Raw genomic sequence first — 14,539 nt, 5'->3', positions numbered from 1 at the left:
TATGAAACAAACGCTGTCGGTTCTTTTACTGAGTATCTTATTAGGAGCAGGCGCTTTAGCGCAAACGCCGACTACGCCACCTGCCCGTGTTCTAACACCTGCCGAACAGCGGCAAAAAGAAAAAATAGATCGGGAAGTTCAGCGCGAACGCCAAATTCGGGCTGAGTGGTTGCAAAAACAACGCGAATACGAAGCGAAACAGGCCGAGAAAGAACGCCAGCGGGCCGCCAAGAAAGCAGGTAAGGTGGTTACTCCGTCAGCGCCCGTTGCCGCACCGGCATCGACTGGTAATCAACCCTCGGGAAACACCTCTGCGCCAGCCGTTGCCGAGCCGACTCGGAAAGAAAAGCGCGAACAGCGCAAAAAAGAAGCGGCTTCACAACCGGCAACCACACCCGCCAATGCGCCCGTTGTGGAACCCGATTCGCCACCAGCACCCGCCGACGAAGCACCCGCTGCATCTCCGCGTCCCGAGCGAGTTAAACGGGAAAGAAAGCCCCGGTCAGGTAGTTCGGAGCCTGTTGTTGCAGAAGGTAACCGCGAAACAAGCGTTGTGCGTCCAGGACGGGAGTTTTTGCCCAAAGGGCATTTGTTCGATCCAATTTTACTGGACCCGCTCGAAGCGCAAACCTACGGGAGCATTCTGCCCGGTTACTGGACGGAGGGTAAAAAATACAAAGGAAGCATCGTGCCATTTGCCTTTGGGTTTGCCAAGCCGTTCTATCGTCGCTCAACGGACGCAACCCACGCGGAGGAATGGGTACTGGATCTGGCGTCCTTCACACAGTTCGAGGCTTATCATGATGATGTGATGGATAAAGCCCGTCGGCAAATCATGAATACGGATTATAAAATCAGTATCATTTATAATGTTCGCCGGGGCGAAAACAATTACCGGTTTCGGGTATATCACATCTCCTCTCACCTGGGTGATGATTACATCTACCGAAATAAACTGACGGCTCCTTCGCCTAATTCAGTTAATTATGAACAGCTGGACGCTACTTACAGCCGTGTCGTTGATAACTGGCGTTTGTATGGCGGGCTGGGTGTTGTCCTGCGGAAAGCGGAAGAACGCAAGTTGCTGAGCGCTCAACTGGGCGCTTACTATAAAAAACCTTCGGCTAGCGCGGCTCGCCTGGTGGGCGGTGTCGATGTCAAGTTCTGGCAACAGACGGATTTCCGGCCGGGTATTCACGGGGGTATTGGGGTTGAGGTAGGCCGGACACAAAATAATCTGACGTTTCTGTTGGAAGGGTACTCGGGTTTCCGGCCTTACAGCCAGTTTGAACAACAACAAACGTCGTGGATAGGGGTTGGTCTGTATCTGAACCCGTTTTGATAAAGAACGATGTAGGGCATAGGGAGTAAGATGTGAGAACATATCTTACTCCTTCCTTTATTGTACCGCAAGTTGTAAAGTAGCAAGTAATCAGACAGAAACTCTTGACAAAGCCAGGATTCATAGTTGCTTGATTCGTAGAGGTATCCGCTTTGTCAACGTTCAACTTAATTCTTACATGAATTTATCTGCATTAACGGCGATCTCGCCAGTCGACGGTCGCTATCGGTCACAAGTCGACGCCCTGGCCCCTTATTTCTCTGAATTGGGCTTGATTCATTACCGCGTTCGTATTGAGATCGAGTATTTCATCGCGCTCTGTGAGTGGCAGGTTCCGCAACTGTCGGGTGTTGATCCATCACAGTTTCCGTCGCTGCGGTCGCTTTACGAGAACTTCACGGAAGCCGATGCGTTGCGTATAAAGGAAATCGAGAAAATAACGAACCATGACGTTAAGGCGGTTGAATACTTTATAAAAGAAAAGCTGGAAGGTTCACCCGTTGAGCCTTTTCTGGAGTTCGTCCACTTCGGGCTAACCTCACAGGATATCAACAATACGGCCATTCCGCTGCTCCTGCGTGACGCTCTCGACACCGAGATCGTTCCGCTTTATCGGAATGTATTTATGCGGTTGCAGGTATTGGCCGACCAGTGGAAAGATGTCGCCATGCTGGCCCGCACCCACGGTCAACCCGCATCACCGACCCGGCTGGGTAAAGAACTGCTGGTATTTGTTGAACGTATTGAAAAGCAACTCCAGCTTCTGTCGACTATACCAACGGCCGCCAAGTTTGGGGGGGCAACGGGCAATTTCAATGCCCATGCGGTGGCTTATCCTAACGACGATTGGAAGAAGTTTGGCGATATGTTTGTCGAAAGTCTGGGCATGGTTAGGAGCCAGTTTACGACCCAGATTGAGCATTACGACATGCTGGCGGCTACGCTCGATGCCTTTAAACGCCTGAATACCATCCTGATCGACCTGGACCGAGACGTTTGGACGTATGTCTCCATGAATTATTTCAAGCAGAAGCTGAAGGAAGGGGAGGTAGGTTCATCGGCAATGCCGCATAAGGTAAACCCCATTGATTTCGAGAACTCAGAGGGCAATCTGGGTATTGCCAATGCTTTGTTCGAGCATCTATCGGGCAAGCTTCCGATTTCCCGGCTGCAGCGTGACCTGACCGACTCCACGGTATTAAGAAGCATCGGTGTTCCCTTTGCTCATTCGGTCATTGCCCTGAAGTCCTTATTGAAAGGGCTGAATAAACTGGAGCTGAATCCGGCTGCCATTGCGGCCGACCTGGATGAAAACTGGGCTGTTGTTGCCGAAGGTATCCAGACTGTTCTTCGCCGTGAAGGTTATCCCAAACCCTACGAAGCGTTAAAAGCGCTGACCCGCACAAATCAGAAGATCACAGCACAAACGATTAGCCAATTTATCGACGAATTAACCGTATCGGATGCCGTAAAAGCTGAACTCCGTGCTATAACGCCGTTTTCGTATACGGGCCTGTAAGACGTTGGCGTCATGGTGGTCCGTTGATTCGACGGTCGAATCAACGGACCACCATGCTGTTTTCCGTATCAATCACCCGTTCGACAATTCCGTTGAACGAGTCTGCGCAGCCTTAATACCGGCCACGAGTGTATCGGCCAAACCACCGCTTTCGAATTCGCGCAGGGCGGCTTCGGTGGTGCCGCCTTTTGACGCTACGGCTTTGATAAGTTCGTCAAGTGATTTGTCGGCGGTATTGATCAGGTGATAAGCACCAAGCATGGTCTGCTTGACCAGCAGGGCCGATACGGCATCATCGAAACCCATTTGTTTGCCTGCGTCGATCATGGCTTTCACTACGTAATAAAAGTAAGCAGGGCCACTACCGCTAAGTGCCGTTACGGCGTCGAGCATTGATTCATCTTCCAGGAAAATAGACCGCCCAGTGGCATTGATCAGGTTTTCGACCCGGCGCAGGCTGCTCGAATCCACTTCCTTGGCCGCTGTAAACCCGGTTATGCCCATCCCCAGCATGGCGGGCGTGTTGGGCATTGCCCGAATGACTAATGGATGCCCCAGCTTTTGCTGAATTTGCGTAATTGGAATACCTGCCATGATCGACAGCACAATCTGCGTCGGTTGAATAACGGCGCGTAGGGCTTCGTGAACGCTGTTGAAATCCTGTGGTTTCACCGACAAAATAATCAGGTCCGTTTCACCGATATGGGGGCCAATGGTGTCGACAACAACACCCGCTTTTTCGCTTTTAAGCGCGGCTGAACGATCTGCGCTTTTTTCAATCAACAACAGATTGTCTTTCTTGACCAGATCGTACTGTAAAAACGATTTAGCGAAAGCCATGCCCATATTCCCGCAACCAACGATAGCAATTTTCATTTTTTCAATGAGTAAATTAGTGAATGAATCATGGCTGATGAAGTAATCCTTTGGCCCAAGCCAAAACAAAAAAGGGCCAGGTTGCTACACCTGACCCCACAAAACTAATGACTTGCCAGTAACCTATTGGCCACCTTTCAGAATTTCTTCTAATTTCTGTTCCAAAGCTTCGCCCCGAAGATTTTTGGCAATGATCTTTCCCTCTTTGTCAAGCAGGAACGTAGCCGGAATAGCCTGCACGCCGTATTGCTGAGCAGCCGCCGATTGCCAGAATTTCAAGTCCGAAACGTGGGTCCAGGTGAGGTTATCGTTCCGGATGGCTTTTGTCCAGTTAGTTTTTGCCTGGTCCAACGAGACACTATAAATGGCAAATCCCTTGTCTTTGAACTTGTTATACATCCGAACAACATTGGGATTCTCGGCCCGGCAGGGGCCGCACCAGGACGCCCAGAAGTCGATCAATACGTATTTTCCTCGCAACGATGACAGCGGAACGGGTGTGCCTGTGGTATCATTCAGCGCAATTTCGGGAGCAGGGGCTCCAACAGATACGCCTTTGATACGGGCAACCCGGCCAATCAGCGATTTGGCATGGGGACTGTTTGGATTCTCTTTCTCGAACCGTTGTGCCAGTGATTCGTAGGTAGCAAAGTCGCTTTCGATGTTAATAAAATTCAGCGCGAATAACGATACCAGCGAAGTACCCATTTCGGGAAGCATTGCTTTTACTTTGCTGACAACGTCCTGTTCTGCCGCCTGATAGGCCTGCTCGATCTGCGTAATGCGCTTGTTATCTTTTTTCTCGGTTGCTGCGGCAACTTCTTTGTTCCAGTTTTTTACCTTCGCTTCCATCTCGGTACGAAGAGCCGTCAGCTTTCCGTAGTACTCCATGTTTTTGGAGCCTGTAACGGTTGCTTTACCAATCTGGCCCGTCTTGGCGTCCATCACAAAACCATCGGCCAGCACATTCAGCGTTTCGCCCCCTTCCACCAGGAGCGCCATTTTCTGATTACCCCCCACATTCAGCACAAATACTTCTCCGCCATCGGCTACCTTGCTGTTCAGGGTAAACAGGTTACCTGCCGTTACTTTGGTCGAGTCGATTTTGTGAGTTGGCTGCGAGTTCGTTTCCAGATAAACGTAACTCCCCGGCGTGGCTTTATTGATTTTGCCCGTTACGGTAAAGGGTTTGGTGGCCTGCGCGTTGGCCGTCAGGCTCAACGCGACCAAACTGGCGACACTAAAAAATAAGTTTTTCATGCTTTTTGTAAGGTCTTCGCTAATAACTCATTCACCAATTTGGGGTCAGCCGACCCTTTCGATTTTTTCATTACTTCACCGACAAATAAGCCCAGCAAGTTCTTTTTGCCTTTTCGGTATTGTTCTACTTTGTCGGGCCAGGCAGCCAGTACCTCTTCTACCAACGTTTGCAGCGCGTCTGTATTGCGATTCTGTACCAGGCCATTCGCTTTGGCAATGTCGGCGGGCTTGGCATCGGGCTGCCCAGTTATAAGGGCAAATACTTGTTGGGCAGCCGTCTGGCTAATCGTGCCATTGTCGACTAGGTTAATCAGATCGGCCAGTTGTTCGGCTAAGACCGGAAACTGGCGATCGCGTAGGTTCTTTTCAGTAAGCTGCCCTTTCACTGGCCCCATGATCCAGTTCGACGCAGCTTTGTAATTGGTTGTGTGTACACAAACGGCTTCGTAATAATCGGCCAGTTCTTTGGCATCGGTCAATAAAGCCGCATCATACTCCGGAAGACCGTAAACGGTGGTAAATTTCTGGCGCAGTGCGGCTGGCAGCATAGGCATACTCGACTGGATATCAGCCAGCCATGCGTCCGAAATGACGACAGGAGTCAGGTCGGGATCGGGGAAATAACGGTAATCGTTCATCGTTTCCTTCTCCCGCATCGCATGACTAAGCCCGGTAGCTGCATCAAACGTACGCGTTTCCTGAATGATGCGCCCGTTCGTTTCAGTCAGTTCAACCTGCCGCAGAAATTCACTATCTACCGCCCGCATTACATTCCGAATCGAGTTCAGGTTTTTTACTTCAACCTTCGTGCCTAAATGCGTGGCGCCCTTCGGCCGAATGGAAACATTGACATCGCAGCGCAACGAACCTTCTTCCATATTGCCATCGCAAATGCCCAGGTATCGGGCCAGTCGCCGAACTTCGGTCAGGTATTGGCCCGCTTCGTCGGCCGTGTGGATACAGGGATCGGTTACCATTTCGATGAGGGGGGTTCCGGCCCGGTTGTAATCCAGTTGTGTCGCCCAGTTGTTGCCATCGTGAATGGATTTCCCGGCGTCTTCTTCGAGGTGAATGTGATGAATCTGGATCGTTGTCTGGTATGGTTCGCCCGTGATCGGGTTCTTTACATTGACCAGAACACCCCCGCCAACGCAAATGGGACCTTTATCCTGCGATAGTTGATAGCCTTTCGGCAGGTCGGGATAAAAATAATTTTTACGGGCAAACACATTATGACGCGTTATTGAACTGCCGCAGGCCAGCCCCATTCGGATGGCGTAGTCAACCGCCTTGCGGTTTAGTTTGGGCAGCGTGCCGGGGTGCCCCAGCGTAATGACACTGATGTGGGTATTGGGGTCAGCGCCGAATGCATTAGCATCGGCCGCAAAAATTTTACTTTGCGTGAGCAGCTGACAGTGTACTTCTAACCCAATAACGGCTTCGTATTGAGACAGAACCTCCGGCGAAATAAGCACTTGGTCCACCATTGACAAGAAATAAGTTTAAGCAAAGATAGGCAGAAATTAAACAGAGCCTTGTTGCCAGCCCGCTTTAGCCTAACGAACCAAAACTACCAAACAATAAATAGACAAGAGGGCAAGTGTCCATTTAGATAAACCCGTAGTCTAAAATCTAGGTAACATCAACCCACCCATCCAATGAATACCCAAACAGTCGAGTTAGTACGTGAGAAGAATATCATTGTCGAGAAAAAGTACCACATGAGTTATGAGGAATTCGCTAAAGAACACCTTTTTGCGAACTATCCGGTTGTCATTGGGGATGCCTGTAAAGCCTGGTCGGCAAAGGATAAATTTACTCCGCAGTTCTTCAAAGAGCGATACAGCGACCGGGAGGTGATCATAGCAGGGAAAACCTATAATTTCGGCGACTACATCGACTGGATGCTAACGGGTACCGAGGAAAATCCCGCACCCTACCCGTGCACGCTACAGGTCGAGCGTGATTATCCTGAATTACTTCCCGATGTGTTGCCCCGCCTGAAGTATGCCCAGCCCGACCGTATTCAGAGTAAACTGCTACCAAACCGGCTGCTGTCGGGTGCGAATACACTGGAGATTTTTTTCGGTAGCCCAGGTTCCCAGTTTCCTTATGTGCACTACGACTACATGAGCCTGCATGCTTATATTACGCAATTATATGGTCACAAAGAATTCACCGTTATTCCGCCCGATCAAACGGCTTATGTGTATCCAAAACCGGACAACACCTGGGTTTCTGAAGTAGACGATATTCGAAATCCGGACCTGGAGAAGTATCCGTTGTTTGCCAAAGCAACGCCGGTCACATTTGTAGTTGGCCCCGGCGAAACCCTGTTTATTCCCTGCGGCTGGTGGCATACGGCTCGCTCGCTCACTCCAACCATATCCGTAGCGCTGGATTGCCTGAATGACTCCAACTGGAAGAATTTTATGCAGGAGGTTGACACCAACATGCGGCAACGCCGACCTGTGTTAGCCAAAGCTGTTCAAACTTACCTGTCTGTTCTGGGGGGCGTATTGAAAACCTTCGAACAGTAATGCAGGCGATGTGGATTCGGTAACGTCCATACATTAAAGGGCATTCAACCGATATTTTAGATACGTTTGGGCCAGGAGAGCGAATTTTTGCGGGTTAGGTACCCTGACCCGCTCATTCTGAATGCGCGTGGCAGACAGCTGTTTAATTTTGTTGAACAGCGTTCGGTAGTATATATAAGCCAGATAAACACCCATTCTGGCTCCGCGCGGCAGATTCATAATGCCAATGTAGGCTTCATCGAAGTCGCGCTGAATATCAGCTTCGATGAGTTGCTTGGCATCGCGCCCAAAATTGTTGAAATCAACGCCGGGAAAGTAAGTGCGGCCGCGATCAACAAAATCACTTTTCAGGTCGCGGAGGAAGTTTACTTTCTGAAAGGCAGCACCGAGTTTACGGGCCGATGCCCGCAGGCGGTCAAATTCAGCCAGATTACCCTCGCAGAAAACGCGCAAACACATAAGGCCAACTACTTCTGCCGAGCCATAAATGTACTCGTTATACCCATCGGCGTCGTAATCCTGGAAATACAAATCCATTTCCATGCTTTTTAAAAAAGCTTCGATGAGCTCCTGCTCAATCTTGTACTGACTAACCACCAGTTGAAAGGACTGCAGCACAGGATTGAGACTAATACCTTCCTCAATAGCCTGGTATGTATCGTGTTTAAAGCGCAGAAGCAGTGTCTTTTTATCGTAGTCATGGAAGGTGTCTACGATCTCATCAGCGTATCGAACAAACCCATAGATAGCATAAATAGGCAAGTGGAATTTACGGTCAAGCGTTTTGATGCCTAACGTAAATGACGTACTGTAACGCTCAGTAATTAGCTTACTGCATTCCAGTGCGGTTTTATCGAACAATGCCATCATAAAATTAAGTGTATGGTATTTTTGAGTTGAGGAATAAGCTACCGAAAGACACGAAAGGGCCTAAGTTACAAGAAGTCTGGTGGTCATTCGCCAGGCTTAATCAATTATATCGCTGAAATTAAGTAACTTCTTTGGCCACTTCATCGGCCACAACCAGGCCTGAGATAAGAGAAGGAGGCACACCCGGCCCTGGTACGGTAAGTTGACCCGTATAAAACAAGTTGTTAACCCGCTTGTTTTTCAACGATGGCTTGAGCAATGCCGTTTGCCGCAAGGTATTCGCAAGGCCATAGGCGTTTCCCCGAAACGCATGGTAATCCCGTTTAAAGTCGCTATGAGCGTAACTACGCTTAAAAACGATGTGGCTACGAATGTCTTCACCAACATACGCTTCAAGCCGGTCCATAATCAGGCCGAAATAATGTTCGCGGGTTGTCTCATCGTCGGTCAGATCGGGAGCAACGGGTATGAGCAAGAACAAATTTTCGTGTCCTTCCGGTGCTACATCAGGATCCGTTTTCGAGGGTGCCGATACGTAAAATAAAGGTTTGGAAGGCCACCGGGGCGTTTCATAAATCTCTTGTGCGTGAAGTTTAAAATCTTCGTCGAAGAAGAGCGTATGGTGCTGTAATTTCGGGATTCGCTTGCTGACTCCCACATAGAATAACAGGGAGGAAGGGGCCATAACGCGTGTGTTCCAATAAGCGTCGTCATAATTTCTGTTTTCCGGAGCCACTAAGCTTGTCTCGACATGGTTGTAATCGGCCCCGGCTACCACAGCATCTGTCTCAAAAATGCCATCGGTGGTTACCACACGCTGGGCTTTATTTTTCAGTACATCAATTTTCAGTACCGTTTGATTGAGTAAGATCTTAACACCTTTTTCTTCGGCCAGACTGACCATCGCTTTCACAATTTCATACATGCCCCCCATAGGATACCAGGTGCCCAGCGCCATTTCAGCGTAGTTCATCAGGCTGTACATCGCAGGGGTATTTTCGGGCGTGGCGCCCAGAAACAAAACCGGGAATTCGATGATCTCAAGTAATCGCGGATTTGTGAAAAACTTACGGGCGTGGCTGGCAAATGATTTGAAGACATCCAGCCGCGTAACGTCGTAGAGTAACTTAAGGCTGATGAACTCGGATATCGATCGACTTGGCTTCCAAACAAATTTATTCATACCTACCTCATACTTGTAGGCTGCCTGCTTCAAAAATTCCCGCAGTTTCAGACCGCTTCCGGGTTCTATCTGTTCGAACAGGATCTCCAGATTATCCAGTCCGGCAGGAAGATGGACCGCATCATCGGGCCCGAAAACAACAGTATATGAGGGGTCAAGACGAACGAGGTTGTAGTAGTCGGCAGTTTTTTTACCAAAGCGGGCAAAATATGTTTCAAATACATCGGGCATCCAGTACCAGCTTGGCCCCATATCGAACGTGAACCCTTCTGCCTCAAAAACGCGGGCTCGTCCACCTGGCAGGTTATTTTTTTCGAGGATGGTAACGTCGTAGCCTTTATCGGCCAGGCTTGTAGCTGCTGCCAGCCCGGCAAACCCGGCTCCTATAACAAGAACTCGTTTGGGCATTGATGGTAAAAGAGTAGGTAAGAGATTAAAAAAGTGCTTGATGAAGAAATTTGTTTGGGCTAAACTATCTAAAATTTCTAATCAATGCGGTCTTACCTACACGATGACAATGGCAATTATACTGGGCGACAGACGAAAACAGAGAAAATACACCCAGCCGAACTTGAGGTGACTGACCTCAATTAAATGCCATTTATTACTACAAATCTTTTGATGATGAGATAGTTACAAACAAAAAAAGTTGGGTGGTATCCACCCAACTTTTCGAACCTTCCTCTTTTTTAACCAAAAACTACTCAATCAATAAATCTTAGACGACAGACTTCTAAAAAGTATCGCTTATGCGTTAAAATAAGCGTAAACTTTTAGCTGACCTTTCAATTCCTTGCGGGCAATGTGAATGCGATTCTTAACAGTACCAATGGGGATGTTTAGTTTGGCCGCAATTTCGTGGTATTTGAAGCCCCGGAAATGCATCATAAACGGGGTTTTGTAGGTATCATCCAGGCCATTGACCGCCCGGTTAATGTCATCCTGAGCGAACGACGAATAAGCAATGTTATCCGTGCTGCTCTCGATAGAGTTGATGTAGTGCAAATTGTCAGTTGTATCAATGAAGGTATTTTTCCGCACCATGCGTTGGTAGTTGGTGATGAACGTATTCTTCATTATTGTATATAACCAGGCTTTCAAATTGGTCCCATCCGTGTATTTGTCACGATTGGTAAATGCCTTCAACAGTGTATCTTGTAATAAGTCGTTTGCATCTTCAACATCTTTTGTCAAACGCAGTGCAAACGGACGCAACGATTTAGACACTTTTCCAATATGGTTAGTAAATTCGAGAGCGGTCATGGCTGTTTAAGTTTTTCTGTTGAATCTTATTGAATCAAATACATATATCCATTAGACAAAAACGAAACCAGTCTTTTTGAGTTAAAGGTCAAACACTTGAGCGATTGGAATAAATGGCTGTATTACAGGAGTTTGACAATTATTAAAATTGTGCCATAGCAACCGTCAACACCCCCTACTTACTGTGGAGTGTGGAATATTTCCCCCATTGTGGGGAATCCACACTGTGGATTTTGTTTAACGTTCATGCATGGGTATTAAACAAAATCGGTAGAGCGATTGGCCCTACCGATTTTGTACAAACTCGTTTATGTTTCTCTGCTATCTACACCTTACAAACGCTCATAAAAAGTCAGACAAGACCTTCCCTGAGCAAGTCATGCAAGTGAATAAATCCCAGTACTTGGTTTGCTTCAGACACCACAAGTTGCGAAACGTCGCGTTCCTGCATCAGTTGCAGGGCTGCGGCCGCATATTCATCCGGATCTACGCAGACAGGCGTAGGCGTCATTACGTCTTTCGCACAGAGTTCCCAGAAAGAAGCATGGTCATAGGCCATCCGACGAATGTCGCCATCGGTCACAATGCCTTTTAGGTCGCCATTTTCATCGACTACTGCCGTAGCACCCAGTCGATTCGCAGAAATTGTAAAGATTACCTCCCTTACCGGCGTTGTGAGTGAAACCTGTGGACATTGATTGTGTGGAAAAATATCCGCGACTCGTAAATACAACCGCTTGCCCAGCGAACCGCCAGGATGATAACGGGCAAAATCCTGCCGTGTAAATCCACGGACTTCCAATAAACTAACGGCCAGGGCATCGCCAATGGCCAAGGCTACTGTGGTACTTGTTGTAGGGGCCAGATTAAGTGGATCGGCTTCCACTTCGGCATAGGCAAGCAGCACATGATCGGCCTGCTGGGCCAGATACGAATCGCGGGCGCTTACCAGGGCAATCAACCGGACGCCGGTCCGCTTTAATAAAGGCATCAGAACTTTTATTTCGGCCGTATTACCGCTTTTCGAGATCAGCAAAACCACATCATTCACCTGAATCATACCCAGATCACCGTGGATGGCATCAGCTGCATGCATGAATAGAGATGGTGTTCCTGTCGAGTTCATCGTGGCCACAATTTTCTGCCCGATGAGTGCGCTTTTCCCAACCCCCGTTACGACCAGCCTGCCCGAACTGTTTAGTATGGTTTCAACGGTAGCATCAAATTGATCATCGAGTAAATCAACCGCATTGCGAATTGCTTCGGCTTCGGCCAACAAAACCGAACGGGCGATAGTCTTAGGATTTTTTATTACTTTCAACGTCAGGTTTGATAATCAGGAAGTGATTGGTACGTATATTCGCTAACTTTATATAGCAAAGATACGGCAAGCACATTGAGTAAAGTAACTTTTGTACGATTTGTAGAATGATGCAGGTTGATCAGTCGGTCCATTCAACTCTTAAAGAGCGGCTAAAAGAAATTTTTGGGTATAGCCAGTTTCGGGGCGAGCAGGAAGCCATTATTTATAGTATCCTGGCAGGGCGAAATACCTTCGTCATTATGCCCACCGGAGCAGGTAAATCATTGTGCTATCAACTCCCTGCTATTGTCAGTGAGGGTACCGCCGTAGTTATTTCGCCCCTGATTGCCCTGATGAAGAACCAGGTTGATCAGCTGAATGCGTTCGGAATCAACGCGCAGTTCCTTAACTCGACGCTCTCGAAAGCGGAGATGAATAAGGTTAAAAAGGATACGCTCAATAGTTCACTGAAGTTATTATACATAGCGCCGGAGTCGCTGACCAAAGAAGAAAATTTGGATTTTTTGAAGAAAGCCAATATCTCATTCGTGGCCATTGATGAAGCACACTGTATTTCAGAATGGGGACATGATTTCAGACCTGAGTACCGTAAAATTCGGGGCATCGTTGATAACATCGGCAACTTGCCGGTCATAGCCCTCACGGCGACCGCTACGCCTAAAGTGCAGCAGGATATTCAGAAAAACCTGCAGATGGAAGATGCTAACTTATACAAGACATCCTTCAATCGGAAAAATCTATACTACGAAATCAAACCGAAGGTCGACGCTAAAAAGCAGTTGATCAAGTACATTAAACAGAACAAAGGGAAATCGGGGATCATTTATTGCCTTAGCCGGAAGACCGTTGAAGAGATTGCCGAGCTCCTGCGCGTTAATGATGTAAAAGCGTTGCCGTACCATGCGGGTCTGGATCCACAAACCCGGATGCACAACCAGGATGCATTTCTGAACGAAGACGCCGACGTTATCTGTGCTACCATTGCGTTTGGGATGGGTATCGATAAGCCGGACGTTCGGTTCGTTATTCACTACGACGCCCCTAAGTCGCTCGAAGGGTACTATCAGGAAACGGGCCGGGCCGGGCGCGATGGGCTGGAAGGCAATTGCCTCATGTTCTATAGCTACGACGATATTGTCAAGCTCGAAAAATTCAACAAGGATAAACCCGTTACCGAACGCGATAACGCCAAACATTTATTAGCAGAAATGGTCTCCTATGCCAACCTCGGCGTTTGTCGTCGACGGCAGTTGCTTGGCTATTTTGGCGAGTATATGGAAAAGGACTGCGGTTTCTGCGACAACTGCCTGAAATCGCCGGAAAAATTCAAGGTGCAGAATGAAGTCGTTTTAGCCTTGCAAACGGTTTTGCAAACAGACCAGCGTTTCGACGTGGCTCACTTAGCCGATGTATTGACAGCTACGGGAAACCAGTACGTAACGAGTTACGAACACGATCGCCTGGCCGTGTATGGCAAAGGACTGGAATTCAACGATGATTGTAACTTCTGGTGCTCGCTCATTAAGCAGATCACAATTTACGGCTACCTCGAAAAAGATGTCGATAATTATGGTATTCTGAAATTGTCGCAGCGGGGCCTGACCTACATCGAAGATCCTTATCCAATTACCCTGACGAGGGATCATGATTATGAGCAGCAAAGTGCGGATGTAAAGGACGACGAAGACAAAGATTCGTCGCCAGCATCGGGTGGCGTCGCCTACGATGAAGAACTACTTGGGTTGCTGAAAGCCCTTCGCAAACGCATCGCCAAAGAAAAAAACCTGCCGCCCTACGTTATTTTCCAGGAAACATCCATGGAGGAGATGGCGACAACCTACCCAACCACGCGCGAGGAAATGGCGCAGATCAACGGGGTTGGGATGGGCAAGGTGCAAAAATTCGGGCGGCAGTTCATTGACCTGATTACGAAGTACGTTGAAGACAACGAAATAGAAACGGCAAAAGATGTAGTTATCAAGTCGACCGTTAATAAATCGAAAGTCAAGATTTTTATTATCCAGCAGATCGACCGGAAGGTAGACCTCGACGAGATTGCCGAGTCGAAGTCGCTAACCATGGAAGACCTGATGGAAGAGATTGAACACATCTGTTACTCGGGTACACGATTAAACCTCGATTACTACATCAATCAGGTAATGGATGAAGACCGGCAGGACGAAATTTTCGAGTATTTCATGCGGGCCGAAAGCGATAACATCGCTGTAGCACTGCGTGAATTTGGGGGCGATGATTTCACCGAACAAGATCTGCGCCTGATGCGCATAAAATTCCTGTCGGAAGTAGCTAACTAAATGATAAGTGATAGCTGATGAATGGGTTCAACCTAATCATTGGCTAT

11 protein-coding genes are annotated in these 14,539 nt (G+C 48.2%); 4 read left to right on the top strand and 7 right to left on the bottom strand.

The features are described 5' to 3' along the window. Position 1: 1 nt before the first annotated feature. Together ACYU8Y_RS27105 and purB are read left to right on the top strand one after the other, a co-directional pair. Entirely contained in the window at positions 2-1,342 is a 1,341-nt protein-coding gene (locus tag ACYU8Y_RS27105; protein WP_460941351.1) for a DUF1207 domain-containing protein, read from the top strand. Positions 1,343-1,520: 178 nt separating this feature from the next. Next, complete coding sequence (gene purB, locus ACYU8Y_RS27100) at positions 1,521-2,861, top strand: adenylosuccinate lyase (RefSeq protein ID WP_460941350.1); 1,341 nt, start codon at positions 1,521-1,523, stop codon at positions 2,859-2,861. A gap of 72 nt (positions 2,862-2,933) precedes the next feature. On the opposite strand, the gene proC is transcribed toward purB, so the two are convergent. From proC to gatB, 3 genes are all read right to left on the bottom strand, one after another. Continuing rightward, complete coding sequence (gene proC / locus ACYU8Y_RS27095) at positions 2,934-3,737, bottom strand: pyrroline-5-carboxylate reductase (protein WP_460941349.1); 804 nt, start codon at positions 3,735-3,737, stop codon at positions 2,934-2,936. Between the two features lie 123 nt (positions 3,738-3,860). Beyond that, positions 3,861-4,997, bottom strand: coding sequence for a redoxin domain-containing protein (locus ACYU8Y_RS27090; RefSeq protein ID WP_460941348.1), 1,137 nt, complete (start codon positions 4,995-4,997; stop codon positions 3,861-3,863). After that, entirely contained in the window at positions 4,994-6,484 is a 1,491-nt protein-coding gene (gatB, locus tag ACYU8Y_RS27085) for an Asp-tRNA(Asn)/Glu-tRNA(Gln) amidotransferase subunit GatB (protein WP_460941347.1), read from the bottom strand. The genes ACYU8Y_RS27090 and gatB overlap by 4 nt, the downstream gene beginning before the upstream one ends. A gap of 171 nt (positions 6,485-6,655) precedes the next feature. On the opposite strand from gatB, the gene ACYU8Y_RS27080 reads away from it, so the two are divergent. Beyond that, positions 6,656-7,537, top strand: coding sequence for a cupin-like domain-containing protein (locus ACYU8Y_RS27080; protein ID WP_460941346.1), 882 nt, complete (start codon positions 6,656-6,658; stop codon positions 7,535-7,537). Positions 7,538-7,570: 33 nt separating this feature from the next. Here the strand turns inward: ACYU8Y_RS27080 and ACYU8Y_RS27075 are convergent, their stop codons facing one another. The 4 genes from ACYU8Y_RS27075 to ACYU8Y_RS27060 form a co-directional block, all read right to left on the bottom strand. Next, entirely contained in the window at positions 7,571-8,407 is an 837-nt protein-coding gene (locus ACYU8Y_RS27075) for a phytoene/squalene synthase family protein (RefSeq protein WP_460941345.1), read from the bottom strand. A gap of 118 nt (positions 8,408-8,525) precedes the next feature. Further along, complete coding sequence (locus ACYU8Y_RS27070; RefSeq protein WP_460941344.1) at positions 8,526-9,998, bottom strand: phytoene desaturase family protein; 1,473 nt, start codon at positions 9,996-9,998, stop codon at positions 8,526-8,528. Between the two features lie 339 nt (positions 9,999-10,337). Continuing rightward, on the bottom strand, positions 10,338-10,853 hold the full coding sequence (locus ACYU8Y_RS27065; RefSeq protein WP_046577103.1) for an RNA polymerase sigma factor: 516 nt from the start codon (positions 10,851-10,853) through the stop codon (positions 10,338-10,340). Positions 10,854-11,205: 352 nt separating this feature from the next. Further along, positions 11,206-12,174, bottom strand: coding sequence for a KpsF/GutQ family sugar-phosphate isomerase (locus ACYU8Y_RS27060; RefSeq protein ID WP_460941343.1), 969 nt, complete (start codon positions 12,172-12,174; stop codon positions 11,206-11,208). 107 nt (positions 12,175-12,281) lie between these two features. On the opposite strand from ACYU8Y_RS27060, the gene recQ reads away from it, so the two are divergent. Further along, complete coding sequence (gene recQ / locus ACYU8Y_RS27055; protein ID WP_460941342.1) at positions 12,282-14,492, top strand: DNA helicase RecQ; 2,211 nt, start codon at positions 12,282-12,284, stop codon at positions 14,490-14,492. Positions 14,493-14,539: the final 47 nt, after the last annotated feature.

The organism is Spirosoma humi, from assembly GCF_054776575.1.
Note: the sequence above shows the minus strand (reverse complement) of the source record. Positions and strands in the feature narration are given on the sequence as shown.